Here is a 26,183-nt window from a genome sequence, read left to right on the forward strand (position 1 = left end):
CTCAGCAGGTCAGATCCTCGGCCGGCGGCCCACTGGTGAACAGGCGTACCACCGCGTCGTCGACGCACTGCGACTTGCCCCCGTACGCCGCATGGCCCTCACCGCTGTAGGTGAGCAGCCGGGCCGAGCCGATTTCGCGCGCCATCCGGGGGGCGTACTCGTAGGGGGTGGCCGAGTCACCGGTCGTGCCGATCACCAGGATCCCGGTCACTCCGGGTGCCGCGACCGGGCCGGCCGGCGGGCGGGGCGGCACCGGCCAGCTCGGGCACAGATAGTCGGGCCCGAAATAGCGCCCGAACACCGGCGCCTGCTGCGCCTCCCGGGCGGCCCGGGCGTCGGCCCCGGCGAACCCTTGATCGGCGCGGTCGAGGCAGCGCACCGCGCCGAAGGCGTACACCCGGCCCTGATAGGCACCCGTCCGGCTCCGCCCGTCATAGGCATCGGCCAGGGCGAGCAGGGCGGTCCCGTCCCCGGCGCGGGCCTGCTCCACGGCGGCCAGCAGATCCGGCCAACCAGACCGGTTCCGATAGAGCAGCGAGACCACCCCAGTCACCGCCTTCGACTGGGTCAGCGACCGCGCCGAGTTGGTGGGGATCGCTGCGGCATCGGCCCGGTCGAACAGCGAGGTCACCGACGCGAGCACCGCGGCCCGGTCCCGACCCAGGCTGCACCCGTCGGCAGCACACCAGTCGGCGAAGGCGGTCAACGCCCGATCGAACCCCATCGCCTGCACCACCGACTGGTCGTCGGTCACGTTGACCGCCCCGTCCAGGCCCATCGCCCCGACCCGATCCGGATACAGCTGGGCATATCGCGACCCGATCGCGGTACCGTAGGAATAGCCGAAATAGTTCAGTTTCTGCTCACCCACGAGCCCGCGCAGCAGGTCCAGGTCACGTACCGTGTCAATCGTGGAGACGTGCTGCAGCAGCTCCCCGGAGCCGTCCAGGCAGGCGCGGGTGAAGTCCAGTGTCTGCTGTCGGTACGCCGCGCGCTCGGCCTCGTCGTCGGGTGACCCGTCGGCCGCCAGGTAGGCGTCGGTGGCGGCCGGATCCGCACAGCGCACCGGCGTGGAACGCCCTGTTCCGCGCGGATCCCAGCCGACGATGTCGAACTGCTCCAGGCCCTTGCGCCGGAAGTTGGTCGCCAAGGCGGTGCCACCCTCCCCCGGCCCGCCGGGGTTGACGAAGATCGTGCCCAGCCGCGGTTCGCGGGTGGCCGGCACCTTCAGCAGCTGCAGGGTGACCGCCCGATCGTCGGGTCGCTCGGCGTCCAACGGGGCGAGCACCCGGGCGCACTCGAACTCTCGCTGACCCAGGGTGCAGCGGCGCCAGTCCACCGGCTGCTGCTGATAGCGCGCCGCCCCCGAGCCCGGCGGCGGGGCGACCAGTCCGGGCACCTCGACCGCGGGGATCGGGAGCCTGGGCCGGTCCGGGGAGATCGGGCTGGGTGCCGCTGTCGGGGTGGGCGGGGCCGAGGCGGTCGGCTTCGGGGTGCTCGCCACCGTCGCGTCGGCCGAGGGCTGCGGCGTACCGAACAGGGACGGATCGCGGACCGGACCGGGCTGGCTGCAGCCGAGCAGGGCCACAGCCAGCGCACCCGCCACGGCGACGGCGACCTTGGAACCCATGCCACCAAATCTAGGTGCCCGCCCCGCACACACGTCCCCCGAACATGCGAGCGCCCCGCGTCCGGAGGCGGACGCGGGGCGGCCGCGGTGGTTCAGTTCTTGGCGGCCGCGCGCCGGCGACGGAAGGCGGCGTCGACGCTCGCCCCGCCGGCCCCGACGCACAGCAGCAGGACGCCGACCGCACCGAGCAGCAGCTCCAGCTCGCCGCTCAGCGAGTTGCCGGTGAACGGGTTCTGGATCCACTTCACGAACACCAGGGCGCCGATGCCGATCGCGGCCACGCCCAAGCCGGCGAGCCGGGTCAGCATGCCGAGCACCAGGGCGACGGCGATCGCGACCTCGCTGGCGGCCAGCACATAGCTCATGATCACCGGCTCGGGGATGATCGTGTCGTTCAGCATCTGCTGCACCTTGGTGATGTCCATCGCCTTGGCATAGCCGTGGATGCCCATGATCCCGGCGGTCACCAGACGCAGGATCAGCAGCCCGAAGGAGCCGAGGAACTTGTCGGTGGTGCGCTTCGGCTTCGGCGCGACCGGCGCGGCCGCGGGCTCGACCGCCTTGCGACGGGTGCCGAGCGCCTGGTCACGCTCCTGGCGGCGGCGCTGCCGCTCGGCGGCATCGGCCGGCGGGGCCGGCACCGGCTCGACGCGGCTCGAGCCGTGGGTGCCGGACTGGCCCTTGGTGCCGAGCTGAATCGTGCGGTCGTTGATGCCGTCCAGGTCGAGCGGTCGGGTCTCGTCGAGCTCCGAACCGGAACGGGGAAGGGTGTCGCGAACGCTCATGATGGGGAAGTCCTTCGACGATGGGGAAGTTGCGGGCCGCGGGCGACCATTTGCAGGTTAGCGCGAGGATCGGCGTACGCCGCGCAGCGACACGGCTCAGCGATCCGCCTCGACCAGCGCGATCATCATCGACTCCACCGCCAGCAGCGGAGCCACGTTGCCCTCGATCGCGGTCCGGCAGGCCAGCAGCGCATCGATCCGACGCAGCGTCGCCTCCGGGGTGGACCGCCGCCCCAGCCCGGTGATCTCGCGGGCCAGCTCGGGATTCACCAGCTCCGCCCCGGCCCGGGTCTGCTCACTCAGCACATCGCGGTAATAGCCGGTCAACTCGGTCAGCGCCCGGTCCAGGGCGTCGCGCTGCAACCGCTTGGCCCGGGCCTTCTGCTGCTCCTCCAGGTCTTTGAGCGCGGCCGTGGCCTGCCGCGGCCGGGCCCCCTTGGTACCGAAACCGAGCGCCTCCTCCAACGCCGCCCGCTCGCGGGAGTCCAGCTCTGCCGTCGCCGCGGCCGCCTCCTCGTTGGTCGCCTCGACCAGGTTGGCGGCGGCCTCCAGGCAGGCCGCCAATCCGGTCAGCGAGTTGGGGATCCGCAGCACCTCGCGTCGCCGGTTCCGCGCCCCCTCGTTGCGGGCCAGTGCCCGGGCGCGCCCGACGTGACCGCCCGAGGCGCGGGCCGCGTACGCCGCCATGGCCGCGTCGACCCCGTCGCGGCGGATCAGCAGGTCGGCGATCGCTGCCGGGTTGGGGGTGGTCAGGGTGAGCAGCCGGCACCGCGACCGGATGGTGGCGACCACGTCGTCGGGGGTGGGCGCACACAGGATCCACACCGTCCGCGCGGCCGGCTCCTCGATCGCCTTCAGCAGGGCGTCGGCGCCGCGTTCGGTGACCCGATCGGCGTCCTCGACGACCAGCACCTGACGCCGCCCCAGGGTGGGGCTCATCGACGCGCGCCGGACGAGGTCGCGGACCTCCTCGACCCCGATCGACAACATCTCGGTGCGGACCAGGGTCACGTCGGGGTGCGCCCCGGACATGGCGGTCCGGCAGGCCGTGCACTCCCCGCAGCCCCCGCGCTCGCACTGCAGGGCGGCGGCGAACGCCCGGCCAGCGTTGGAGCGACCCGAACCCGGCGGCCCGGTGATCAGCCAGGCGTGGCTCATCGCGTTCCTGGCCCCGGCGACGGCGCGCCGCAGCACCTCGATCGCGGGCTGCTGCCCGACCAGGTCGGCCCAGACCCCGGTCGGCGCGGTGGTGGCGGTGGTCGCGGTGTCCGTCATCGGCCCAGCGTCGCAGGTGGCACCGACACCAGCTCGTCCACCCGCGTGGTCACGGCGGCGGAGATCTCGTCGCGGCTGCGCCGGGCGGGCAGCACCAGATAGCGATCCGGCTCGGCGGCGGCCAGCTCGACGAACGCATTTCGAACCCTGGTGTGGAATTCGACGCCCAGCCCCTCGAGCCGGTCCTTCACCTCCTTGCGGTGCACCGCCTCGTCGGGGTCGACGTCGAGCAGCACGGTCAGGTCCGGTCGCAACCCGTCGGTCGCCCAGTCGGCGAGTTCACGGACCCGTTCGGTGCCCAGCCCCCGACCCGCTCCCTGATAGGCGATCATCGAGTCCACATAGCGGTCGCACACCACCACCGCGCCGCGCTCGAGCGCCGGGCGTACCACCTGGAACAGGTGCTGCGCCTTGTCGGCCGCGATCAGCAGGGCTTCGGCCCGCAGGTCCACCTCACCGGTGCTGGGGTCGAGCACGATTCCGCGCACCTGCTGGCCGAGCTCGGTGTCGCCGGGTTCGCGGGTGAGCACCACCTCATGGCCCTGTTCGGTCAGCCAGTCGACCAGTCGGCGTACCTGGGTCGACTTCCCGGCACCGTCCCCGCCCTCGAACACCACGAACCAGCCGGTCATTCACAGCTCCTTGCCGAGCCGGCGCAGCCTGCGCTCCAGCTCCGGCCACTCGTCGATCACGTCGAGCCGGGCGTCGTGCTCGGCCATCGCGACCCGTTCGTACGCCCGGCCGGCCTCGAACGCCTGCTGGGGCGTCATCGGCGCCAGGTCGATGGTGGCGCGCTCGTGGTGGGCCTCCAGGCAATCGGCGAGGGCCGCGGCGAGCCGGCTTGCCCGGCGGCGGAGCTGTTTCACCGCCCGCACCTGATCGGCCTGTACGCCGCAGCAGTCCACCAGTCGTTCGGCGGCCTGCAGCGCCTGCAGCCAGACCAGGTCGGGACCCTCGGCCCGGATCCCCTTCAGGCTCAGCCGCAGATCCCGCAACCGGCGGCGCAGGGTGGCGGTGAGCACGGGACCGGCTGGTTCGGTCCCGGAATCCCCCAGCGCGGGGGCGCGGCCGGCCTGGACCAGCCGGTCGAGCAGCCGCAGATAGCGCTCCCCGGACAACTCGGCCGGTCGGGCGGTCAGCTCGGTGTGGTCGGACAGGAACCGCGAGGCCCACTCCAGCTCGCCGACCAGATCGCCCACCCAGCCGGGGTCGAGCAGCGGCACCAGCCCGAGCAGGTGGGAGCGGACCGCAACCAGCTCGGCCATCAGCTCCGAGGCCGCCCCGGGCTGGCCGGCGCGGACCGCCAGGTCGGCCTGGGTGAGGCGGCGCAGCCGGGCGGTGAGCAGGCTCGCGACATAGCTCTCCAGCGAATCCTCCGCGCTCCGGCTGCGCGGTCCGGGCAGGTCGCTCAACCCGGTCGCCGGGGCACCCAGCCGTTGCGCCAGCGACGGGAACTCCGCCACCCGGATCGCACCGACCGCGCTCAGCGTCCCGGTCAGCCAGGCCACCTGACGTCCGGTCAGCCGACCGTGCTGGCCGCGCAGGGTGAGCTGTCGATAGCGGGCCGTGGTCACCCCACCGGTGCGGATCTGCACCTGTTCGTTGCGCAGCACCGCGACCAGGGCGGTGTCCGGGCCGCGCAGGGCGTATTCCTCACGGCGATAGGCCAGGGCGGCGACCGGTCCCAGCGCCGCGCCGCGGCGAAACGGGCGGACCAGGTCGGCCAGTTCGTCGGGCAGGTCGGCGTGGCCCATCTGCTGGATCGTCTCGGCCGGCAGGTGCGGCTCCCAACCCTCGGCCGCCAGATACCACTCGCCGCGGCCGTCGAGCACCCGGTGCGCCAGCCAGATCCCGGCCCGGACGAGCCGGTGATCCGGGGCGTCCAGCGCGGTGACATCCAGGTCATAGGGGGCGTTCTCCCCGCCGCGCAGGGCGACGCTGCGCAGACCGAGCTCGGGATTCACCAGGCGTCCGACCTGGGCGTGCCAGGGCACCTCGAAGAATCGCACCTCGTCGGTTTCGCCCATCACCCGCTCCGTCCAGTCCTGCTCGGCCAGCCACCAAACTAGTGCACTGGTGCCGTCGGTTAGACTTGAGGCAATACCAGGGGTCACACGAGCACGCGGCGAGGTCGGGAGCGTGCTCCTGAGTCGTTTCCGGAGATCCCATGAGTACCGACCTTCATGTGCGCCCGCCGACCGGCCTGGTCCGCATCGGTGGCGTACCCTTCCTGTTCACGGCCGCCGTCGGGCGGATGCCCGCGGCGATGATCCAGCTCGGCATGCTGTTGTTCGTCACCCGTTCCGGTGGCGGTCTGGCCCTGGCGGGGCTCACCGTGGCCGCCCTCGGGGTGGGCTCGGCGATCGGTGCCCCGCTGGTCGGGCGGCTGGTGGACAGGTTCGGCCCGCTGCGGATCCTGCTCGGCTGCACGGCGATCCAGGTGGCCTGCATGGTTGCGCTGATCCGGGTCGTCGGTCATCAGCTCCCGACGTTGCTGCTCGCGGCCCTGCTCGGCGCGGCCAACCCGCAGGTGGCGGCGGTGGCCCGCAGCCGTTGGACCCGGCTGGTGCGCGACCGCGGCACCGGCGCGGGTGCCGATCGGCTGATGGGCCGCGCGCTCGGTTACGAGTCGGCGATGGACGAGGTGAGCTTCGTGCTCGGCCCGGCGGTGGGCGGCGCGCTGATCGGCGGGCTCGGCGCCCGGCCCGGGCTGCTCGCGGTGATCGCGATCACCGTGCTGGGCCAGGGTGCGTTCGCGGTTTTCCTGCTCCGCAACCCGACCCTGGCGGGCACCTCGGGCCGCGGGCCGCTGCCGTGGTCACGGATGCTGTTGCCGCTGACGGCCGGCCTTGCGGTCGGCACCGCCTTCGGCGCCACCCAGACCGGCCTGACGGCGCACTTCGAGGCGACCGGGCGGCCCGGCCTGACCGGGGCGGTGTACGCCCTGGTCGGGGTGGGCAGCGCGGTCGCCTCCCTGCTGGCGGGTCGGTTGCCGGGTCCGTTGTGGCCGCGGATGCTGGCTGGCGGCGCGATCCTGACCTGCGGGGCGCTCACCATGGCGTACGCCTCAGCGCTGCCGCTGCTGGCCCTCGGGGCGCTGGTCGTCGGGGTCGGCGTCGGGCCGCTGCTGGTCAGCGGATTCACGCTGGTCGAACGGGCCGCACCGCGGCAGTCGCTGACCACGGCGATGACCGCGATGGCGACCGCGACGGTGGTCGGGGTGGCGTTGGGCGCAGCGGTCGGCGCGCGACTGGACCAAGCCCTGTTCCTGACGGCCGGCGCCGGTGCTCTGGCGGTGCTGCTGGGCCTGTTCGCCCGGCGCGCCCGCTGAGGCGTACGCCGACTCAGTCGCTCTGCTTGGCGGCGGTCTTTCTGGCCGGGGCCTTCTTGGTCGCCGCCTTCTTCGCCGGAGCCTTCTTGGCGGTGGTCTTCTTCGCCGCCGTCTTCCTGGCCGGAGCCTTCTTGGCGGTCGCCTTCTTGCGGGTGGCCTTCTTGGCCGGCCCCTTGGCCCGCTTCTCGGCCAGCAGTTCGGCCCCGCGCTCGGGGGTGATCGCCTCCACCGAGTCGTCGCGGCGCAGGGTGGCGTTGGTCTCCCCGTCGGTCACATAGGGGCCGAAGCGGCCGTCCTTGACCACCATCGGGCGGCCCGAGACCGGGTCGTTGCCGAGCTCCTTGAGCGGCGGCTTGGCCGCGGCGCGGCCGCGCTGCTTGGGCTGGGCATAGATCGCCTCGGCCTGCTCCAGAGTGATCGAGAAGATGTGGTCCTCGGTCTCCAGGGAGCGGGAATCCGTGCCCTTCTTCAGATAGGGGCCATAGCGACCGTTCTGGGCGGTGATCTCGGTGCCCTCGGCGTCCTTGCCGACCACCCGCGGCAGGCTCATCAGCCGCAGCGCCTGCTCCAGGGTGACGGTGTCGAGGTCCATGCTGCGGAACAGCGAACCGGTACGCGGCTTCGCCGACTTGGGCGCGTCCTCGCCGAGCACCTCGGTGACATAGGGACCGAAGCGCCCGTTTCGTGCCACCACAGCGTTTCCGCTGTCCGGATCGGTGCCGAGCTCGCGCTCCTCACCCATCGGCCTGGCGAGCAGTTCCTTGGCGTACTCGACCGTGAGCTCATCCGGCGGCAGGTCGTCGGGGACGTTGGCCCGCTTCTCCTCCGCCCCCTCCACATAGGTGCCGTAGCGCCCAACCCGCACCACGATGCCGGAGTCGAGGTCACCGAGCTCAAAGGTGGACAGCTTGCGGGCGTCGATCTCCCCGAGTTCGCTGACCAGGGCGTGCAGCCCGGCCGCGTCCCCGGCGCCGAACCAGAAGTCCTTGAGCACCTGCAGCCGCGCCATGTCACCGCGGGCCACTTCGTCGAGATCGGACTCCATGGTCGCGGTGAACCGATAGTCGATCAGCTTCGGAAAGTGCTCCTCCAGCAGCCGGGTCACGGCGAACGCCAGCCACGTCGGAACCAGCGCCGAACCCCGCTTGAACACATAGTCGCGGCTGGTGATGGTGCGGATGATCGACGCATAGGTCGAGGGCCGGCCGATCTCCAGTTCCTCGAGCTTGGCGACCAGCGACGGCTCGGTGTAGCGGGCCGGCGGCTTGGTCTCGTGCCCGTTGGCGGTGACCTCCTCGGCCGCCAGCGACTGGCCCTGGCTCAGCTGCGGCAGCCGCGACTGGGCGTCGTCGGAGGTGCTGCCCTCGCGGGACTCGTCGATCGCCTCGACGTAGGCCTTCAGGAAGCCGTGGAAGGTGATCGTTCGCCCCGAGGCGGTGAACGTGCACGAGTCGGCACCCTCGGGCAGGGAGCCCAAACCGTTGGCTGAGCCTGTCGAACCGTTGGCTGAGCCTGTCGAAGCCCCGCGCGCTTCGATGCGCACGGTCACCGTCTGACCCTCGGCGTCCTTCATCTGGGAGGCGATCGTGCGCATCCAGATCAGCTCATAGAGCCGGAAGTGGTCCCCGCTGAGCCCGGTCTGGGCGGGGGTCTGGAACACCTCACCCGAAGGGCGGATCGCCTCGTGCGCCTCCTGCGCGTTCTTCACCTTGGAGGCGTACACCCGCGGCTGGGCGGGCAGATAATTGGCGCCGAACAGCTGCTGCACCTGGTTGCGCGCGGCGGTGATCGCCTGACTGGAAAGGGCGACCGAGTCGGTACGCATGTAGGTGATGAAGCCGCGCTCGTAGAGGTCCTGGGCCACCGACATCGCGCGCTGCGCGGTGAAACCGAGCTTGCGGCCGGCCTCCTGCTGCAGGGTGGTGGTGCGGAACGGGGCGTACGGCTTGCGGGTGTAGGGCCTGGACTCGACACTGGTCACCGACCAGGACGCCTGCGGCAGCGCGTCGGCCAGCGCGCGGGCGTTGGTCTCGTCCAGGTGCACCAGGTTCTTGCCGGTCAGGTTGCCACGGGAGTCGAAGTCGCGGCCCTGCGCGACCCGCTTCTCACCGACCTGGGTGAGTCGGGCGGAGAAGGTGGGCGGCTCGGCCTCGCTGCCGGCGTCGAGCACCGCGTCGAGATCCCAATAGCCGGCGGAGCGGAACGCGATCCGCTCCCGCTCGCGATCGACGACCAGCCGGGTGGCCACCGACTGCACGCGCCCGGCCGACAGTCGCGGCTTGACCTTGCGCCACAGCACCGGGGACACCTCATAGCCATAGAGCCGGTCGAGGATTCGGCGTGCCTCCTGGGCGTCGACCAGATCGATGTCCAGTTCGCGCGGGTTGGCCACCGCCTCCTGGATCGCCTGCTCGGTGATCTCGTGGAACACCATCCGGCGGGCCGGCACCCTGGGCTTGAGCTCCTGCAGCAGGTGCCAGGCGATCGCCTCCCCCTCGCGGTCACCGTCGGTGGCGAGCAGGAGTTCGTCGGCGTCGGCCAGCGCGGACTTGAGCGAGCGGATGGTGGCCTTTTTGTCGGCGGTCACCACATAGAGCGGCTCGAAATCGTTGTCGATGTCGACCCCGGTACGCGCCCACGGCTGACCCTTGTACTTCGCCGGCACGTCGGCCGAGCCCTCCGGCAGGTCGCGCACGTGGCCCCGGCTCGACTCGACGACGTAGCCCGCGCCGAGGTAACTCGCGATCTTGGACGCCTTGGTCGGCGACTCGACGATGACGAGACGACGGAGACCTGCCTGGGATGCCACGATTGCCTTTCTGGACCGGGGACGGTACGCCCGGAAGCGTACATGCTCGGCGCGTTCGCACCAGTCAGCCCGCGAAACCTCGCGGACGGCCCGCGGCCCCACGGCCGATTCTCGATGGCCGTCGACTGTCAAGGGCACGTCCTTCTTCGCCTCGTTGACCGGGGCGATGGCGATGGCGCAGTCGGTGGTGGCCAGCCTGGCCACGATCGACCCGGAGCGGACGATGGCTCGTTGGCCCGTGTCGAGCAGGGGTGGGCGGCGTTCGGACTGATGCACCACTCGGCCCCGGTCCGTGGCCCGCAATGAACGGTGCCCGCCACGGTGTCAGCGAACCAGCATCCCTGTGATCAACAACTCGCGCACCCGGGCCAGCACCTCGCGGCGCAGGCTGGTCGCGTCGGCCTCCAGCAGCCCGGCGACGGCGTCGATGATGGTGCCGAGCGACAGGTCGCCGTCGCACGCGCCGAGCACTCCGCCGAGGGCGGTGTCCACCTCGACCGCCCGCCGCAGCCCGCGGGTCGAGCGCAGCACCACGTGCCGCGGGTCGGGGGCGCCGGGCACCCCGATGGTTTCCTGGTCGATCCCCTCGGCGAGTCGCCAGTTGGTCGCCAGCACCTCGTCGTCGCCGAGCCGGGCGTACGCCGCTGCCTCGCGGAACTGCCCGAGCGCCGGGCCGACCGGCTGCTGAACCGCGTGCGGCCAGGACTCGATCCGCACCTGCGGGTCGGCGCTGCCACTGTTGGTGACCTGCAGCCAGCCCATCCCGACCCCGGTGATTCCGAGCCGGTCGAAATAGTCGAGCCACTCGCGATAGCGCGGCAGATAGTCCGCGCGCCCGAGCAGCCCCGCGTCCGCCAGCCAAATTTCGGCGTACTCGAAAGGATCCAGCCGTTCCCGCTCGATTACCAGCGCGTCGCAACCCGTGGGAATCCAGCCCTGCAGACGGTCGGCCCAGTGGTCCGGGTCGAGGATCGCCCAGTTTCCCAGCACCTGCAGAGATCCCCCGGGGGTGAGGTGGTCCACGGCGCCCCGCACGATCGTCTCGACCAGACCGTCGCCCGGCATCGATCCCTCGCGATAGACGAGTCGCTCACCGCTCGGCGGGCTCATCACGTAGGGCGGGTTGGTGACGATCAGGTCGAACCGCTCGCCCACGACCGGCTCCCACAGCGAACCGAGCCGCTGCTCCACCGCCACCCCACTCAGCGCGAACGTCCACTCGGCCAGCCGGTTGGCCCGCGGGTTGAGGTCGGTGGCGACGACCCGTTCGCTGTGCCGGGCCAGGTGCAGACTCTGTACGCCGCAGCCGGCACCCAGGTCGAGGGCCGAGCGCACCGGCTCCCGGATGGCGAGCTGGGCCAGCGAGGTGGACGCCGGCGAGACCCCCAGCACGTACGCCCCGTGCTGCGGCCCGGCGATCGAGTCCAACCCGTTGGCCAGATCAGAGACCACCCAGCCCGAGGCACCGTCGTCCTCGCTGGCGTACGGACGGATGTCCACCCGAGCCCGACAACTGTCCCCAATGCTGGCCAGGAAATCCTGCTCGTACAGGTTTTCCAGAACCCCACCGAACACCTGCCGAGCAGCCCTAACCGGGATCTCCTGCTGCAGCAGGAACAACCGGACCAGTGCCGCCAACCCGTCATCGGCACCGGCCAGGGCGCGATCGGCCGCCACCGTCGAGTTTCGCCCGAGACCGGCCTGCCCCGCCGCGCCGATCCGGGAGAGCACCGGATCGACTGTGTAGTCGAGTTCCCGAAACCGATCTGCCAGGCGTGCCGCCGTCTCGCGCATCCAGGAACGATATCGCTCCACCTGGCGAAGGATTAGGCTCACCCCACGACCACGGGAGGGACCAATGCTGCTCGACGACCTGCGCCGCCGGGTCGGGGACGACTGCCTCGTCACCGACACCGACGTGATGGAGAGCTTCGCCCACGACGAGGCCGAGTGGGCGCCCTACGGCAAGCCCGCGGTGGTGGTCCGAGCCAGGACCGCCGAGGACGTGCAGGCGGTGGTGCAGGTGTGCATCGAGCACCAGACCCCGCTGATCGCCCGCGGCGCCGGGACCGGGCTGTCCGGGGCGGCCAACGCGATCGACGGGTGCGTCATCCTCTCCCTCGAGCGGATGAACAAGGTGCTCGAGGTCAACCCGCTGGAGCGGCTCGCGGTGGTTCAGCCCGGGGTGGTCAACGATCACCTGCGCGATCACGTCGCCGAGAGTGGCCTCTGGTATCCGCCGGACCCGGCCAGTTCACCGTGGTCCACCATCGGCGGCAATCTGGCCACCAACGCGGGCGGCATGTGCTGCGTGAAATACGGCGTCACTCGCGAATACGTGCTCGGCATGCAACTGGTGACCGGCACCGGCGAGCTGGTCCGGATCGGGCGACGTACGGCCAAGGGCGTGGCCGGCTATGACCTGACCGGCCTGATGGTCGGCTCCGAGGGCACTCTCGGCATCGCGACCGAGATCACCGTACGCCTGCGCCCGCTGCGCGCCGAAGAGATCACGGTCGCCGGCTTCTTCGACACCATGGTGGATGCGGGCAAGGCGGTCGAGGCGGTGGCCGCCGCCGGCCTCACCCCATCGGCCCTGGAACTGGTGGACCGCAACTGTCTGAAAGCCGTCGACGACTGGCGCAACATGGGGCTCAGCGTTGACGCGAACGTCGTGCTGCTGGGGCGTACCGACGCCCCGGGCGACACCGGTCTCGCCGAGGCCGAGCAGATGGTGCAGTGCTTCACCGACGCCGGCGCGACCTACGCCGTCCGCTCGGAGGACTCCGCCGAGGGGGACGCACTGTTCGCGGCGCGCAGGATGGCGTACCCGGCGCTGGAGCGGCTCGGTCCCCTGCTCACCGAGGACGTCTGCGTCCCCAAGTTCCAGGTGCCGACCATGCTCGGAAGGATCGAGGAGATCGGCCGCAGGCACGACGTGCTGATCGCCACCCTGGCCCACGCCGGCGACGGCAACCTGCACCCGATGATGCTGACCGCCCAGGGTGATGAGGACCAGAAGCGGCGTTCCCTGGCGGCCTTCGACGAGATCATCGCCGCCGCGATCGAGCTGGGCGGCACGGTCACCGGCGAGCACGGGGTCGGCCTGCTCAAGCTCGACGGCCTGGCCGCCGAACAGGCCCCCGAGGTGCTCGCCCTCTACCGCGCGGTGAAGAGGGCGCTCGATCCGCACAACATCCTCAACCCCGGCAAGGGAATCGTCGCCTAGGGTCTTCGACTCGCTGCGCTCGCTCAGCCAACGTGCCGGCGTACGGCACATCCAAGGGGGGCCGGGGTGGGTACTGGGCATTGCCCCGGGTCCCCTGGGTTCGTTCGCTGTCACCCTCGTGGGCAGGGTGCCAACGCAGGCACAACGACCCATTGAGGGAGACCATGTCCATCGACAACTCGGTTCACCGCGGAGCCGTGCCGACCGCCACGGCCGTCCCCGGCACCAGTGCCGCTCGCACACCGCGTCAGCTCCGCGCCGTCTATGCGATCCTCGCGATCGCCTGCGGCGCACTCATCTTCGACGGCTATGACATCGTCGTCTTCGGCACCATCGTGTCCGGCTGGCTGAAAGATCCGTCCCAGATCGGCGAGACGGCGATCACCGCCGCCCAGGCCGGCACCGTCGGCTCCTATGCGCTGGTCGGAGTGATGATCGGCGCCCTGGCCGCCGGCGCCATCGGCGACTACCTCGGCCGCCGCCGCCTGGTCCTGGGCAGCATCGCCTGGTTCTCCATCGGGATGGGCCTCACCGCGATGTCGCCGAACCTGGCGCTCTTCTCGGTGGCGCGCCTCGCCACCGGCATCGGCCTCGGCGCCCTGCTCGCCGTCCTCGGCGCCCTGGTGGCCGAGTTCGCCCCGACCGACCGAAAGAACCAGTTCAACGCGATCGTCTATTCCGGCATCCCCACCGGCGGCGTGCTCGCCTCGGTCATCGCGCTCGCCCTGCTCGCCCCGATCGGCTGGCGCGGCCTGTTCTGGATCGGCGCCATCCCGCTGGTCACCCTGCTGCCGCTGGCCTTCTTCTTCATCCCCGAGTCGCCCAAGTGGCTCGAGGCGCGCGGTCGGCACGCCGAGGCCGAGAAGGTCGCCGAGCGCACCGGCGTGGCGCTGGAGGGTGTCCACGCCCAGCTCCACACCGAGCAGAAGACGGAGAAGGTCGGCTTCGCCGGGCTGTTCGGCAGCCGGTACGCCCTGCCGACCATCCTGCTAGGCATGATGTCGTTCTCCGGGCTGCTGCTGACCTACGGCCTGAACACCTGGTTGCCGAGGATCATGCAGGGCTATGGCAAGGGGTCGCAGTATTCCCTGCTGTTCCTGCTGCTGCTGAACACCGGCGCGGTGCTCGGCGGGCTGCTCGCCGCCTGGCTGGCCGACAAGTATCTCGGCCCGCAGAAGACGATCGTGGTCACCTTCGTGCTGGCCGCGCTCACCCTGTTCGGGATGACCTTCCGCTTCCCGGATCCGGTGCTGTTCGCGTTCATCTTCATCGCCGGTACCGGCACCCTGGGCACCCAGGTGCTGATCTATGGCAAGGTGTCGAACTTTTATGCGACCAACGTCCGCGCCGCCGGCGTGGCCTGGTGTGCCGGCTTCGGTCGCCTCGGCGGCATCTTCGGCCCGGTGATCGGCGGCGCCATCGTCGGCGCCTTCGCCTCGGCCGCCGACCCGTCGGGTGCCGGCAAGATCGCCTTCTGGGTGTTCGCCGGGGTGGCCCTGTTCGGTGCCGTGATGTGCGCGGTCGTCCCGCAGAAGCACTCCGAGGTCAAGCGCGAGGTCGCCATCGCCGAGGAGAAGGCCAACTGAACGAACGTCACGGGTACGCCGGATTCCCTTTTTCCTTGGGGATCCGGCGTACCGTCGTCATCGGACCAGATCGGGATGATGTCGGGCCGCGACGTCCGGGTGGGCCCGCAACCGCGCCTTGAGCACGTTGTCGCCGAAGACCCCCGAGATCAGATTCGCCGGGTCCTGGGTGATCCCGGGCGCCGCGGCGGCGAGCTCCGGCGGCAGGTCGATCACCGGGATGTTCGAGTCCAGCGCCGGATTGAGGAAGAACGGAACCGACAACCGCACTGAGCCGGCCGGCGGGGACACCACCCGGTGCATCGTCGCCTTGAGATAGCCGTTGGTAGCCACCTCCATCAGCTCGCCGATGTTGACCACGAAGGCGCCCGGCACCGGATCCACGTCGATCCAACGACCGTCGTGCTCCACCTGAAGACCGGTGCTGACCCGCCCCGAGCCGGGCGTGGGGGCGGGATCGATCAGCAACAGCGTCAACACCCCCGGATCCTTGTGACCGCCCACCCCCTGACGCGGCTGCGCGTCGGAACGGCCCGGATAGCGGACCAGCTTGATCAACGTGCTCGGGTCGTGGGCGAAGGCGGGATCGAAGAGGTCACGGCGCGCGCCGAGCGCCTCGGCCCACTCGTGGAGCAGCCGCAATCCGAGCGCGGACAGCGAATCCGACCAGCTCTCCACATGCTCCCGCAGCTGCGGCAGGGCCGACGGCCACTGGTTGGGACCCTCCAGGCGCCGGTACGCCGGGCCTCCGCTGACGGGTTCGCGCTCGGCGGCCACGTCGAGCTGTTCGCGCCAGTCCACCCGCCCGCCGGTAAGCTCACCCCCGGTGCGGGTGTAGCCGCGGAAGTGTGCGCTCTTGAGCATCTCGATCTCCAGCTTCTGCTGCTCCGGCAGCGCGAAGAAGGATCGGGCCAGGTCGAACAGTTCGGTCATCCGGGCGGGGGCGATCCCGTGCCCGGTCAACTGGAAGAACCCCCACTCGTGGGTGGCCGCGAGCAGGTTGCCGCGCAGCGCGGCGGCCTCGGCGGGCCCCCGTTCCAGTCGGGTCAGGTCGATCAGCGGCAACGTCGTCATCGGCGTACTCCTTGCAGGCGTACGCCAATCCTCCGCAACCCTCCCACGTCGGCGGACGCGGTCCGGCTGCTGAGACCCTCACTCGGTGGCCATCAGCACCCCGCGCAGGTCCTCGACCACCTGCGGATCCTCGATGGTGGAGGGCACCGACCCGGGTTTTCCGTCGGCGATCTCGCGCATCGTCTTGCGCAGGATCTTGCCCGAGCGGGTCTTCGGAAGTGCCGCCACCACGTCGATCCGGCGCAGCGCCGCCACGGCCCCGATCTCGTCGCGGACCGCCTGCACCAACTCCTTGACCACCTCGACCGGGGACTTGGTGACGCCCTCCTTGAGCACCACGAACCCGCGCGGTTGCTGCCCCTTCAGGGCGTCGGCCACCCCGATCACCGCGCACTCGGCGACCGCCGGGTGCGCCGCCAGCACGGCCTCCATCGAGCCGGTGGAGAGTCGATGCCCGGCCACGTTGATCACGTCGTCGGTACGCCCCATCACGAACACATAGCCGTCGGAGTCCAGACAGCCGCCGTCGCCGGAGAGGTAGTAACCCGGGTAGGCCGACAGATAGGAGCTGACGAAGCGCTGCTCGTCGCCCCAGATGCCGGCCAGGGTGCCCGGCGGCATCGGCAACTTGATCACGATCGCCCCGTCCTCGCCGGCGGGCAGCCGCTCCCCCGACCCGTCGAGGATCTGCACGTCATAGCCCGGCACCGGCACCGTGGGTGAGCCCGGCTTGATCGGCATCGGCTCCATCCCGCGCAGGTTGGCCGCGATCGGCCAGCCGGTCTCGGTCTGCCACCAGTTGTCCACCACGGGTACGCCCAGCTTCTCGCTCGCCCAGGCGTACATCTCCGGGTCGAGTCTCTCCCCGGCCAGGAAGAGGGTCTTCAGGCTGGAGGTGTCCAGCTCGGCGATGAATGCACCCTCGGGATCAACCTTGCGGATCGCCCGCATCGCCGTGGGGGCGGTGAACATCGCCTTGACGCCGTGCTCGGCCACCACCCGCCAGAAAGTGCCCGCATCCGGCGTACCCACAGGCTTTCCCTCGAACAGCACCGTTGTCGCCCCCGCCAGCAGGGGCCCGTAGACGATGAACGAGTGACCGACCACCCACCCCACATCGGAGGCGGTGAACATGGTCTCCCCCGGCCCCACGTCATAGATCTCGCTCATCGCGAAGCACAACGCCACCGCATGACCACCGTTGTCGCGGACGATGCCCTTCGGCTTTCCCGTGGTGCCGGAGGTGTAGAGGATGTACAGCGGATCGGTCGCCTTCACCTCGACCGCCGCTGCGGGCTCGAACGCTCCCGGTTTCATCACGGTGCGGAAGTCGACGTCACGCCCCTCGACCAGCTCCGCGGTCGCCTGCTCGCGCTGCACGATGATGACCGCGTCCGGCTTGTGCTCGGCCCGGTCGATCGCCCGGTCCAGCATCGGCTTGTATTCGATCACCCGGGCCCCCTCGAGGCCACAGGAGGCGGAGATGATCACCTTGGGTTTGGCGTCGTCGATCCGCACCGCCAGTTCGGCCGGGGCGAAGCCGCCGAACACCACCGAGTGCACGGCCCCGATCCTCGCGCAGGCGAGCATCGCCATCACCGCCTCGGGGATCATCGGCAGATAGATCACCACTCGGTCACCGGGGCCAACCCCCATCCCCTGCAGCGCTCCGCCGAGCCGGGACACGTGGTCCAGCAACTGCGCATAGGAATAGCTGCGCCGGGTGTCGGTGATGGCGGAGTGGAACACCAGCGCGTCCTGATCGGCGCGCCCGGCGATCACGTGCCGATCGAGGGCGTTGAAGCAGGTGTTCAACGTGGCATCGGGATACCACCGCTGGATCGGCCCGGAATCCCGGTCGAGCACCGCGCGCGGGCGGCGGATCCAGTCCACCCGTTGCGCCTGCTCGCCCCAATACCCGGCGGGGTCGTCGAGGGATCGCTGATACTGCTCTGCGTAGGTGCCCATCGGTGCGCTCCTGATCGCTGTGGTGGCTGCAGCGCCAGCCTAGCCAGAAGCGACACCGCGCGGGGACGAACGCACAATCAGGCGTACGCCTCAGCCCAACGCGACGTACCACTTCCCGTCGATCTTCTGCCCCTTGTAGGTCTGCAGGATGCTCTTGCCCAGCTGCGGACTGAAGGTCGCCTTGCTGTAGTCGGCGGTATCACCGCTGACGGGCACGTTGGTCACCTTCGCCTGCTTCAGCTGGTCACCACCGGCTCCCATCCCGCTGATGGTGGAGTTCATCTGGTTGGCGCACATCTCCCCGGCCCCGATCGAGTTCATCGGTCGGCCCTGGACCGCCATCACGTCACAGATGGCCTTGCCGTCCTTGTTACCGAAGCCGCGCAGGAACGCCTCCGCGCTCGCCTCCGGGGTGTCCTTGCCGCCGGCGGAGCTGTTGCCGCCGGGATTGCCGGTCGTCGCGGGGGCCGAGCTGGGTGCCCGCGACGTCGGGGTCGACGAGGTCGCCTGGGTGGTGGGCGCCTGGCTGGTCGGGGCCTGGCTGGTCTGCGGCGGCGGCGCCTGCGTGGTCGGCGCCTGCGAGGTCGACGGGGTCGACCCGCCGCAGCCGGTCAGTCCAGCGGTGAGCAGAGCGGCGAGGGAGAGCGAGATGGTACGCATGAATCACTTCCTGTCTGACGAGACTCCCGGCCGGGAGTCGCTCAAGCCTACGGGCCGGCAAGGTCGATCGGCCGCCGAAGTCACGCTCGCGATCGGCGCAGCTGCCAGCCGAGATCGCGGCCGAAGGACCAGCAGAGCAGACCCAGGGCGGTCGCCGCCACCGCGATCGCGGCGGGGGTCGGCAGCGGCAGGGTGGCCACGGCGAGCAGGCCCACGCCCTGGCCGGCCGCCACCAGCTTGCGCGCCCGGCTCTCCGGAAGCGGAGCCCGCAGCCAGGCGTACCGCAGCGAGGCCAGCCACCACAGGTAACGCAGGGCTCCGCAGGCCAACACCCACGGACCGACGGCCGTGGCCGCGGCCACGCTGAGCACCGCCACCAGGAACGCGTCGCACTCCAGGTCGAAACGCGCGCCGAACTCACTCACCGTTCGGGTACGTCGGGCCGTCAGCCCGTCAACCAGGTCGAGCAGCAGGGCGACACCGGCCCAGATCGCGATCGCCCAGACCGGGCCGTGACCGATCACCAGGGCCAGCACCGCCCCGGCCAGCACCGCCCGGACCAGGGTCACGGCGTCGGCGGGCCCCAGCACCGGCGGCGCGTGACGGCCGAGCAGGCTCAGCAGCACGGTCAGGTGCACCACCCCGGCCACCAGGGCACCCGGGTCGGGTGCCCAGATCCCCTGCAACAGGGCGAGCTGGGCAGCCCCGCCGAGGGCAGCGCCGCCGAGCGCGATGCTCCGGGCGGGGCGAAGCCGAACCGGTGCCGCCGCGCTCCCGGGCGTCAGTCCTCCTGCTGGGCCCGGGTGGACCCGCCCTCACCGCGGTGCGGCAGGTGGGAGTGCGGGTGCGACTGATACTCCTCGTGCTCCGCCTTGAGCTCCTCGAACGGACCACTGCGGTCGGCGGCGCGGTGACCCGCCGAGTCCCAGTCGGGGTTGCCGGGCAGACCGTCCAGTCCGGGGTGCTCCTCGTTGTCGGCGATGGCGATGTCACGGCGAGCCGAGATCACCACGGCGACCACCACGATGGCGGCGGCGACCAGGGCGATCGCGTAGCGGATCGGGGAGCTGGACTGGCTGAGCGGGCTCATCGACACCGCGGCCGGAGCGATCAGCACGGCGACCAGGTTCATCACCTTGATCAGCGGGTTGATCGCCGGACCGGCGGTGTCCTTGAACGGGTCGCCGACGGTGTCACCGATCACCGTGGCCTCGTGCGCGTCGGAGCCCTTGCCGCCGTGGTGACCGTCCTCGACGAGCTTCTTTGCGTTGTCCCAGGCGCCGCCGGCGTTGGCCAGGAAGACCGCCATCAGCGTGCCGCAGGCGATGGCACCCGCCAGATAGCCGGCCAGGGCCGGGGCACCGAGCCCGAAACCGACCGCGATCGGGGCGAAGATGGCGAGGATGCCCGGGGTGGCCAGCTCACGCAGCGAGTCCCGGGTGCAGATGTCGACGACCTTGCCGTATTCGGGACGGCCGGTGCCCTCCATGATCCCGGGGATCTCGCGGAACTGGCGGCGTACCTCGAACACGACCGCGCCGGCGGCGCGGCCCACCGCCGAGATGGCCAGACCGGAGAACAGGAACACCACCGAGGCACCGATGATCAGACCGACCAGCACGCCCGGGTCGAAGACGACGGCCTGGTTGACGAAGGTCTGGTAGCCCTCCTTGAGCACCCCGGCAATGGCGTCGGTGTAGGAGCCGAACAGCGCCGTCGCCGCGAGCACCGCGGTCGCGATGGCGATGCCCTTGGTGATCGCCTTGGTGGTGTTGCCGACCGCATCCAGCTCGGTCAGGATCTGCGCGCCCTCACCGTCGACGTCACCGGACATCTCGGCGATGCCCTGGGCGTTGTCGGAGACCGGGCCGAAGGTGTCCATCGCCACGATCACGCCGACCGTGGTGAGCAGTCCACAACCGGCCAGCGCGATCGCGAACAGCCCGACCACTCCGGCTCCGCCGAGCAGGAAGGCGCCGAACACCGCGGCGGCGATCACCAGGGCGGTATAGACGGCCGAGGACAGGCCGAGCGACATGCCCGACAGCACGACGGTCGCCGCACCGGTCAGCGAGGTGCGCCCGACGTCCTGCACGGGTCGGTCCTCGGTGCCGGTGTAGTAACCGGTCAGCGCCAGGATGATCGCGGCCAGCACGATCCCGATCAGCACCGAGCCGAGGGCGACGATCCGCGGGTCGTCGATCGGGCCGCTGAACTGGGCGGTGCCGCCCAGCTCGGCGAAGCTGCCGGGCAGGAAGACGAAGGCCGCGATGCTGCACAGCACCGCGGAGATGATCGCCGAGGAATAGAAGGAGCGGTTGATCGTGCGCAGCCCGTTCTCCCCGCGCCGCGGCCGGGTGATGTAGACCCCGATCAGGGCGGTGATCACACCGATCGCCGGCACCAGCAGCGGGAAGACCAGCCCGGCACTGCCGAAGGCGGCCTTGCCGAGGATCAGCGAGGCGACCAGGGTCACCGCATAGGACTCGAACAGGTCGGCGGCCATGCCGGCGCAGTCACCGACGTTGTCGCCCACGTTGTCGGCGATGGTCGCCGCGTTGCGCGGGTCGTCCTCGGGGATGTTCTGCTCCACTTTGCCGACCAGGTCCGCGCCCACGTCGGCGGCCTTGGTGAAGATGCCTCCACCCACGCGCATGAACATGGCCAGCATGGCGGCACCGAAGCCGAATCCCTCGAGCACGGTCGGGGCGTCACCGCGGAAGATCAGCACCACGATCGCCGCACCCAGCAGACCGAAACCGATGGTGGCCATGCCGACCGCCGCGCCGGTGCGGAAGGCGATCTTCATCGCCGGGTCACGGCCCTGGTCGCGGGCCGCGGCGGCGACCCGCACGTTGGCGCGCACCGCCAGCCACATGCCGAGATAGCCGATCAGCGCCGAAAAGCCCGCACCGACCAGGAAGGCCACGGAACGGGCACCACGGAGCAGCCACGGGTTGGTGCCGGAGTCGGAGTGGGCCGGCAGCAGGAGCAGCAGGAAGAAGGCGATCGCCGCGAAGATCCCCAGGCTGCGGAACTGGCGTCCCAGATAGGCCGCGGCGCCCTCCTGGACGGCGACGCCGATGCTGCGCATGTTGTCCGTGCCGTCGTTGGCCTTCAACACCTCTGACCGGAAGACCATCGACATCGCGATGGCCACGGCTGCGATGGCCGCGATGACGATGACGATGGTCAGGTTGCCGCCGGCGAGCTGTACCTCGAGGGACTCCATTGATCCTCCAGACTGGGGCGTGGTCGGACCACGGCCGTCACGTTTGCCCCGGAGTATGTCATGCCGACCACCGGTAGAACCGGGGTATCGGCGTGAATCACCGGCCGGTGTCGGAGCCGCCGCCTAGATTGGACGAATGATCCCCGCGTGGCTCGCCGAGCACCCCGACCTGCGGGCCACCCTGGTCCGTCCAGGGTCGGCCGGTGCGGCGGTGGACTGGCCCGACTGGGCTCCGGAACCGGTGATCTCCGCACTGCGGCGCGCCGGTCTCGAGCGGCCCTGGCGGCACCAGGCCGAGGCGGCGGCGTACGCCCATTCCGGGCGCCCGACGATGGTTGCCACCCCCACCGCCTCGGGCAAGTCGCTGGCCTACCTGCTGCCGGTGCTGGCCGCCACCTGGGGTGGTACGCCGACCTCGGCCCCGCCCTCGCCCGACCTGCCCGGACGGCGTACGCCGAAGGCGCTGTTGAAACGCGAACACACGGCGCTCTATCTGGCCCCGACCAAGGCGCTGGCGCACGACCAGGCGCGGGTGTGCGGTGAGTTGGGGATCGACTCGTGGCGGTTCGCCGACCTCGACGGCGACTCCAGCCCCGAGCAGCGGGCCTGGGCCCGCGACCACGCCACCTTCCTGCTCACCAACCCCGACCTGCTGCACCGCTCGGTCCTGCCCGGACACCAACGCTGGCAGGGATTCCTGAAGTCGCTGCGCTATGTCGTGATCGACGAGGCGCACCACTACCAGGGTGTGTTCGGGATGCAGGTGTCGTTGGTGCTGCGGCGGCTGCGGCGGCTGTGTCGGGCCCTGGGCGCCGATCCGGTGGTGATCGGCGCGTCCGCCACGCTGGCCGACCCGGCGGGGACCCTGTCGGCCCTGACCGGGGTGGATCGAGGGGCCGTCGCCAGCGTCACCGTGTCCGGAGCCCCGCGGCCGGAGACCCGACTGCTGGTCTGCCGGCCCGAGGATCCCCGGTCGGCGGTCGGTGAGCTGTTCGGACGGCTGGCCACCGAGGGGGTGCAGACCTGCGCCTTCGTCGGGTCGCGGTCCCGCGCCGAGCAACTCGCCGCGGACGCCCGGCGCGCCGGGGTCGGCGCGGCCGCCTATCGGGCCGGTCTGCTGCCGCACGAGCGACGCGACCTGGAGCGGGCGCTGGCCGAGCGGCGGCTGCTGGCAATCGCCAGCACCAGCGCGCTGGAGCTCGGGGTGGATGTCGGCGGCCTGGACGCGGTGCTGTTGGACGGTCACCCGGGTGACCCGACTGCGCTGTGGCAGCGGATCGGGCGGGCGGGGCGGCGGGAGCGCCCGGGGCTGGCGGTGCTGGTGGCCGGGGACAACCCGCTGGATGCGTGGTGGTGCGATCATCCCGATGAGTTGCTGAGCGCGACCGGCGCGCCCCCGCCGGCGTCTCCCACCGATCGGGTGCTGGCGCCGCAGTTGGCGGCCGCCGCCCAGGAGCAACCGTTGACCGCGGACGACGAGCGATGGTTCGGCGCGCGTTGCGTGGGCCTGGCCGATCGACTGGCCGCCGGGGGCGTGCTGCGACGCCGTGCGGCGGGTTGGTTCTGGACCCGCCCGGATCGGGCCGTGGACTCGATCGACCTGCGCAGCTGCGGTCAGCAGGTCGAGGTGTGTGAGCCGGCGACGGGACGGGTGATCGGCACCCTGGACACCTCCCGTGCCGACCGCGAACTGCATCCGGGTGCGGTCTATCGACACCAGGGGGAGACCTGGTTGGTCAGCGAGGATGCGGCGGCTGACGATCTGGTGTACGCCGCCCCCGCCCGCCCGGGCTATCTGACCGTGGCCCGCAGCGAGAGTCGGGTGACCGAGCTGCACGGCCGGGAGCGGCCGCTGGGGGCCGGAGTGGTGGCACACGGCCCGGCCCGGGTGCTCAGCCGGGTGACCGGATTTCTGCGGCTCGACGAGGTGACCGGGCAGGTCTGGGACGAGACCCCGCTGACCATGCCAGAGCGGCGGTTGGACACCACCGCGGTGTGGTTCGAACTGCCGGCCTCGGCCGTGCCCGAGTGGACCCCGGCCCGGGCCAGGGCGGCGGCGCACGCGCTGGAACACGCCCTGACCGGGTTGCTCGGCACCGTGCTGCGCGGTGATCCGCGGGCGCTCTCTGGGTGGACCGAGACTCCCACCGGGACCGGCGCCTGGCGGATCGGGCTGCACGAGCTGGTGCCGGGCGGTTCGGGGTTGTCGGCGGCGGGTGCCGAGCTGGCCGACCAGTGGCTGGCGGCGGTGCTCGATCGGCTGAGCCGTTGCCAGTGCGGCACCGGGTGTCCCCGGTGTGTGCTGGCCACGCGCTGCCCCGACGGCAATCGCGGCCTGGATCGCGGCGGCGCGTTGGAGCTGGCGCGCCTGTTCTGCTCAGTGGCACCGCTCGACTCGGCCCCGCTCAGTTCAGCCGCCCCGCGTGGGCGCGAGCCACGGCCTCGGTCGGCAGACCCGGTGCCGGTGCCCTGACGGGCACGGCCACCTCGACGCTGATCACGAAGTCGATCCGGTCGCCCACCTCGGTGCAGCGGCGCACGCTGGCACCGTGTGCCTCAGCGACCCGACGGGCGGCCGGGCACCCCTCGCCGCCGCTCGAGTGCCGGCCGGCCGCACTCACTGCGGCCAGGTCGGCGGCCCCGCGGGCGCGGTGGGCGCTCACCGCATAACCGGCGATCAGGCTCCCGGCGCCGGCGAGCACCAGGACGACCAGCACGACGGCCGAGACCAGCAGGCTGCTGACTCCTCGGTCGCGGTGCATGTTCACTCCCCCGGCTCCAGCAGCACCCGTGCGGTGCTGCTCAACGGGACCGCCGGCAGCGCGGCCAGCGGCCTGACTGCCAGGCGTACCGTGACCGTCGCCAAGCCGTCCTGGCGGCCGCGGCTGATCGACGCCCCCGAAGGGGCGCCCGCCTCCGCCCGGGACACCGCCGCCCGATCGCCGCGGGCCTCCTGCCGGGCGATCTCGGCGGCGGTGTCGACCACGCGGATCTGCAGCACCACAACGAGAACCAGCCACACCCCGGCCGCCGCGCCCAACAGGATCGCGATCAGACCGACCGCCAGCTCGACGGTCGAGCTGCCGTGCTCGGAGTGCTCGGCTCGTGCGGGGCGGACGGTCACAGGAGCCCGAACCACTTGAACAGTTCCAGGATCAGACGCTCGAAGAACTCCAGGAAACGCGGATAGTAGATGGGAACCAAACCCAGCAGCACTCCGCCGATGGAGGTCGCCGCCACGGTGACGACGGCGTACTCCACCGCTGCCGCGCTGCGCTCGTCATGCTGTCTGATCTGCACCTGAGACATGGGATTTCCTTTCTGTCGTTGTCTTTCCTGGGTCGAGTGGGCCCGGGGGTACGCGGGAATCCTCCGCCGCGCACCCCCGGTCGCACACTCGGTTCGGTTCAGGCGATTCGGTTCGGGCGATTCGGTTCGGGCGAGTCGGTTCGGGCGAGTCGTTCAGCCGAGCTTCATGAAGTGCTCGATCAGCGCCATGAGCAGGCGCAGCAGGATGTCGCGGATGGCCGGATCGGTGAGGATCTTGATCAGCACCCCGCCGATGCTGGCGGCGGCCACGGTGACGACCGCGTATTCCACGGCAGCCGCACCGCGCTCGTCGCGCCGCCGCCGGCGGCGGTTCGCGTGGGTCAGTTCCGGCATGGGCTCGAGGGTGGTGAGCTCGGTGCCGACATTGCTCTGGGACATGGGGTTTTCCCTTCGATGGTTTGATTTCCCGGCGGCCAACCCTGCGGGAGGCCGATGCCCGCTGCGCGGACATCTGCACCATGGGCGAAATCTCGGTGATCGTTCGCCGCCTGGTGGCCGGTTGTGGACAACGCTCGGGATCGCCGAGTGGCTGTGGAAAACCGTCAGCCGAGCACGCGGAACACGATGGAGCCGACGATCGGCACCATCCCGATCAGCACGAACGCCGGCAGGAAGCAGACGGCCATCGGGAACACCCCGCGTACGCCGAGGGTGCGCGCCCGCTGATGGGCGAGCGCGGCCCGATCCCGACGCGCCCGATCGGCGTGGCGCTGCAGCACCTGCACCAGCTCGGTCCCCGCCCCGGCAGCCCGCGCGATGTCGCGCGCCACCAGGCGCCACCCCGGCACCGCTTCCAGCTGGGTCCACGCCTCCGACTCCGAACGCCCCACCTCGAGGCTGGCCAGCACCGCCGCCAGATCCTCGGCCAGCGGTCCCTGCTGGGTCTCGGCGACCACCCCGATCGCGCCCCGCAACGGCAGGCCCGCGGCCAGACAACCGGCCACCAGATCGAGCAGTTGCGGCAGTTCGTTGATCCGCCGCTCCCGAGCCCTGGCCACCGTGGGTGGTTCCAGCCGACCCAGCAGCACGGCCACACCCGTCATCACCAGCGGCCCGACCAACAGCCCCCACCACCCCGGCAGCAGCACGCCCACGGCGACGGCCGCCCCGATCCCGAGGGACCAACGGGTTCGCGCCGTCGGCGCTCCGGGCCGCGGCCGCAGCCAGGTCGGACCGCGAGCGGGGCTGCGCGAGGCGCGCAACCGGCGGGAGGGTTGCGGGCCGATCAGCAGGGCGGCCGCCATCGCCGCCAACCAGATCGCGAGGGTGCTCAT

At 71.1% G+C, this 26,183-nt stretch carries 21 protein-coding genes; 4 read left to right on the forward strand and 17 right to left on the reverse strand.

The features are described from left to right. Position 1: 1 nt before the first annotated feature. The 5 genes from CGZ93_RS04735 to CGZ93_RS04755 all read right to left on the reverse strand — a co-directional run bounded on the left by CGZ93_RS04735 (position 2) and on the right by CGZ93_RS04755 (position 5,717). Entirely contained in the window at positions 2–1,630 is a 1,629-nt protein-coding gene (locus CGZ93_RS04735; protein ID WP_094363007.1) for an alpha/beta hydrolase, read from the reverse strand. A 92-nt stretch (positions 1,631–1,722) separates the two neighbouring features. Continuing rightward, positions 1,723–2,415 (reverse strand): DoxX family protein, encoded by a 693-nt coding sequence (locus CGZ93_RS04740; protein WP_094363008.1) that lies wholly within the window; start codon positions 2,413–2,415, stop codon positions 1,723–1,725. Between the two features lie 96 nt (positions 2,416–2,511). Beyond that, positions 2,512–3,690 (reverse strand): DNA polymerase III subunit delta', encoded by a 1,179-nt coding sequence (locus CGZ93_RS04745; protein WP_094363009.1) that lies wholly within the window; start codon positions 3,688–3,690, stop codon positions 2,512–2,514. After that, on the reverse strand, positions 3,687–4,322 hold the full coding sequence (tmk, locus tag CGZ93_RS04750; protein WP_094363010.1) for a dTMP kinase: 636 nt from the start codon (positions 4,320–4,322) through the stop codon (positions 3,687–3,689). The genes CGZ93_RS04745 and tmk overlap by 4 nt, the downstream gene beginning before the upstream one ends. After that, a complete protein-coding gene (locus CGZ93_RS04755) occupies positions 4,323–5,717 on the reverse strand; it encodes a hypothetical protein (RefSeq protein WP_094363011.1) in 1,395 nt (464 codons plus the stop codon). Positions 5,718–5,857: 140 nt separating this feature from the next. On the opposite strand from CGZ93_RS04755, the gene CGZ93_RS04760 reads away from it, so the two are divergent. Beyond that, positions 5,858–7,021 carry an MFS transporter gene (locus tag CGZ93_RS04760; protein ID WP_141211081.1) on the forward strand — a complete coding sequence of 388 codons (1,164 nt, stop codon included), beginning with the start codon at positions 5,858–5,860 and terminating at the stop codon, positions 7,019–7,021. Between the two features lie 13 nt (positions 7,022–7,034). Here the strand turns inward: CGZ93_RS04760 and topA are convergent, their stop codons facing one another. Together topA and CGZ93_RS04770 are read right to left on the reverse strand one after the other, a co-directional pair. Continuing rightward, the gene (gene topA / locus CGZ93_RS04765; protein WP_094363063.1) at positions 7,035–9,830 is read right to left on the reverse strand and encodes a type I DNA topoisomerase; all 2,796 of its coding nucleotides are present in this window, start codon (positions 9,828–9,830) and stop codon (positions 7,035–7,037) included. A 324-nt stretch (positions 9,831–10,154) separates the two neighbouring features. After that, complete coding sequence (locus CGZ93_RS04770; protein ID WP_094363013.1) at positions 10,155–11,624, reverse strand: DUF7059 domain-containing protein; 1,470 nt, start codon at positions 11,622–11,624, stop codon at positions 10,155–10,157. Between the two features lie 64 nt (positions 11,625–11,688). Here CGZ93_RS04770 and CGZ93_RS04775 point away from each other — a divergent pair, with 64 nt between their 5' ends. Together CGZ93_RS04775 and CGZ93_RS04780 are read left to right on the forward strand one after the other, a co-directional pair. Then, positions 11,689–13,059, forward strand: a complete 1,371-nt coding sequence (locus CGZ93_RS04775) for an FAD-binding oxidoreductase (protein WP_094363014.1) — start codon at positions 11,689–11,691, stop codon at positions 13,057–13,059. 164 nt (positions 13,060–13,223) lie between these two features. Continuing rightward, positions 13,224–14,645 carry an MFS transporter gene (locus CGZ93_RS04780; RefSeq protein ID WP_094363015.1) on the forward strand — a complete coding sequence of 474 codons (1,422 nt, stop codon included), beginning with the start codon at positions 13,224–13,226 and terminating at the stop codon, positions 14,643–14,645. A gap of 57 nt (positions 14,646–14,702) precedes the next feature. Here CGZ93_RS04780 and CGZ93_RS04785 read toward each other — a convergent pair whose 3' ends face one another. The 5 genes from CGZ93_RS04785 to CGZ93_RS04805 all read right to left on the reverse strand — a co-directional run bounded on the left by CGZ93_RS04785 (position 14,703) and on the right by CGZ93_RS04805 (position 21,579). After that, a complete protein-coding gene (locus CGZ93_RS04785) occupies positions 14,703–15,719 on the reverse strand; it encodes an isopenicillin N synthase family dioxygenase (RefSeq protein ID WP_094363016.1) in 1,017 nt (338 codons plus the stop codon). Positions 15,720–15,797: 78 nt separating this feature from the next. Continuing rightward, on the reverse strand, positions 15,798–17,687 hold the full coding sequence (locus CGZ93_RS04790; RefSeq protein ID WP_094363017.1) for an acetate--CoA ligase: 1,890 nt from the start codon (positions 17,685–17,687) through the stop codon (positions 15,798–15,800). 90 nt (positions 17,688–17,777) lie between these two features. Continuing rightward, positions 17,778–18,347 carry a hypothetical protein gene (locus tag CGZ93_RS04795; RefSeq protein ID WP_094363018.1) on the reverse strand — a complete coding sequence of 190 codons (570 nt, stop codon included), beginning with the start codon at positions 18,345–18,347 and terminating at the stop codon, positions 17,778–17,780. A gap of 80 nt (positions 18,348–18,427) precedes the next feature. After that, a complete protein-coding gene (locus tag CGZ93_RS04800; RefSeq protein WP_229117206.1) occupies positions 18,428–19,033 on the reverse strand; it encodes a CDP-alcohol phosphatidyltransferase family protein in 606 nt (201 codons plus the stop codon). A 95-nt stretch (positions 19,034–19,128) separates the two neighbouring features. Continuing rightward, a complete protein-coding gene (locus tag CGZ93_RS04805) occupies positions 19,129–21,579 on the reverse strand; it encodes a sodium-translocating pyrophosphatase (RefSeq protein ID WP_094363020.1) in 2,451 nt (816 codons plus the stop codon). A 136-nt stretch (positions 21,580–21,715) separates the two neighbouring features. Between CGZ93_RS04805 and CGZ93_RS04810 the strand changes: the two genes are divergently transcribed. Beyond that, complete coding sequence (locus CGZ93_RS04810) at positions 21,716–24,052, forward strand: DEAD/DEAH box helicase (protein ID WP_094363021.1); 2,337 nt, start codon at positions 21,716–21,718, stop codon at positions 24,050–24,052. Here the strand turns inward: CGZ93_RS04810 and CGZ93_RS04815 are convergent. From CGZ93_RS04815 to CGZ93_RS04830, 5 genes are all read right to left on the reverse strand, one after another. Further along, positions 23,985–24,341 (reverse strand): Rv3654c family TadE-like protein, encoded by a 357-nt coding sequence (locus CGZ93_RS04815; protein WP_094363064.1) that lies wholly within the window; start codon positions 24,339–24,341, stop codon positions 23,985–23,987. The genes CGZ93_RS04810 and CGZ93_RS04815 overlap by 68 nt on opposite strands. Before the next feature lie 2 nt (positions 24,342–24,343). Next, entirely contained in the window at positions 24,344–24,703 is a 360-nt protein-coding gene (locus CGZ93_RS18770) for a TadE family type IV pilus minor pilin (protein ID WP_171197345.1), read from the reverse strand. After that, the gene (locus CGZ93_RS04820) at positions 24,700–24,888 is read right to left on the reverse strand and encodes a DUF4244 domain-containing protein (RefSeq protein WP_094363022.1); all 189 of its coding nucleotides are present in this window, start codon (positions 24,886–24,888) and stop codon (positions 24,700–24,702) included. Before CGZ93_RS04820 ends, CGZ93_RS18770 begins: the two co-directional genes overlap by 4 nt. A gap of 153 nt (positions 24,889–25,041) precedes the next feature. Next, the gene (locus CGZ93_RS04825; protein ID WP_094363023.1) at positions 25,042–25,287 is read right to left on the reverse strand and encodes a DUF4244 domain-containing protein; all 246 of its coding nucleotides are present in this window, start codon (positions 25,285–25,287) and stop codon (positions 25,042–25,044) included. Between the two features lie 164 nt (positions 25,288–25,451). Continuing rightward, a complete protein-coding gene (locus tag CGZ93_RS04830; protein WP_094363024.1) occupies positions 25,452–26,183 on the reverse strand; it encodes a type II secretion system F family protein in 732 nt (243 codons plus the stop codon).

Origin of the sequence: Enemella dayhoffiae, assembly GCF_002250625.1 — a bacterium.
Lineage (GTDB): Bacteria > Actinomycetota > Actinomycetes > Propionibacteriales > Propionibacteriaceae > Enemella > Enemella dayhoffiae.

Coding starts and splice junctions, on each gene's coding strand:
- CGZ93_RS04810 (WP_094363021.1), top strand. CDS start 21,716: ATGATCCCCGCGTGGCTCGCCGAGCACCCCGACCTGCGGGCCACCCTG.
- tmk (WP_094363010.1), bottom strand. CDS start 4,322: ATGACCGGCTGGTTCGTGGTGTTCGAGGGCGGGGACGGTGCCGGGAAG.
- CGZ93_RS04795 (WP_094363018.1), bottom strand. CDS start 18,347: ATGCGTACCATCTCGCTCTCCCTCGCCGCTCTGCTCACCGCTGGACTG.
- CGZ93_RS04770 (WP_094363013.1), bottom strand. CDS start 11,624: ATGCGCGAGACGGCGGCACGCCTGGCAGATCGGTTTCGGGAACTCGAC.
- CGZ93_RS04815 (WP_094363064.1), bottom strand. CDS start 24,341: ATGCACCGCGACCGAGGAGTCAGCAGCCTGCTGGTCTCGGCCGTCGTG.
- CGZ93_RS04820 (WP_094363022.1), bottom strand. CDS start 24,888: ATGTCTCAGGTGCAGATCAGACAGCATGACGAGCGCAGCGCGGCAGCG.
- CGZ93_RS04790 (WP_094363017.1), bottom strand. CDS start 17,687: ATGGGCACCTACGCAGAGCAGTATCAGCGATCCCTCGACGACCCCGCC.
- CGZ93_RS04735 (WP_094363007.1), bottom strand. CDS start 1,630: ATGGGTTCCAAGGTCGCCGTCGCCGTGGCGGGTGCGCTGGCTGTGGCC.
- CGZ93_RS04805 (WP_094363020.1), bottom strand. CDS start 21,579: ATGGAGTCCCTCGAGGTACAGCTCGCCGGCGGCAACCTGACCATCGTC.
- CGZ93_RS04740 (WP_094363008.1), bottom strand. CDS start 2,415: ATGAGCGTTCGCGACACCCTTCCCCGTTCCGGTTCGGAGCTCGACGAG.
- CGZ93_RS04785 (WP_094363016.1), bottom strand. CDS start 15,719: ATGACGACGTTGCCGCTGATCGACCTGACCCGACTGGAACGGGGGCCC.
- CGZ93_RS04775 (WP_094363014.1), top strand. CDS start 11,689: ATGCTGCTCGACGACCTGCGCCGCCGGGTCGGGGACGACTGCCTCGTC.
- CGZ93_RS04760 (WP_141211081.1), top strand. CDS start 5,858: ATGAGTACCGACCTTCATGTGCGCCCGCCGACCGGCCTGGTCCGCATC.
- CGZ93_RS04780 (WP_094363015.1), top strand. CDS start 13,224: ATGTCCATCGACAACTCGGTTCACCGCGGAGCCGTGCCGACCGCCACG.
- CGZ93_RS04830 (WP_094363024.1), bottom strand. CDS start 26,183: ATGAGCACCCTCGCGATCTGGTTGGCGGCGATGGCGGCCGCCCTGCTG.
- CGZ93_RS04755 (WP_094363011.1), bottom strand. CDS start 5,717: ATGGGCGAAACCGACGAGGTGCGATTCTTCGAGGTGCCCTGGCACGCC.
- CGZ93_RS04745 (WP_094363009.1), bottom strand. CDS start 3,690: ATGACGGACACCGCGACCACCGCCACCACCGCGCCGACCGGGGTCTGG.
- CGZ93_RS04825 (WP_094363023.1), bottom strand. CDS start 25,287: ATGTCCCAGAGCAATGTCGGCACCGAGCTCACCACCCTCGAGCCCATG.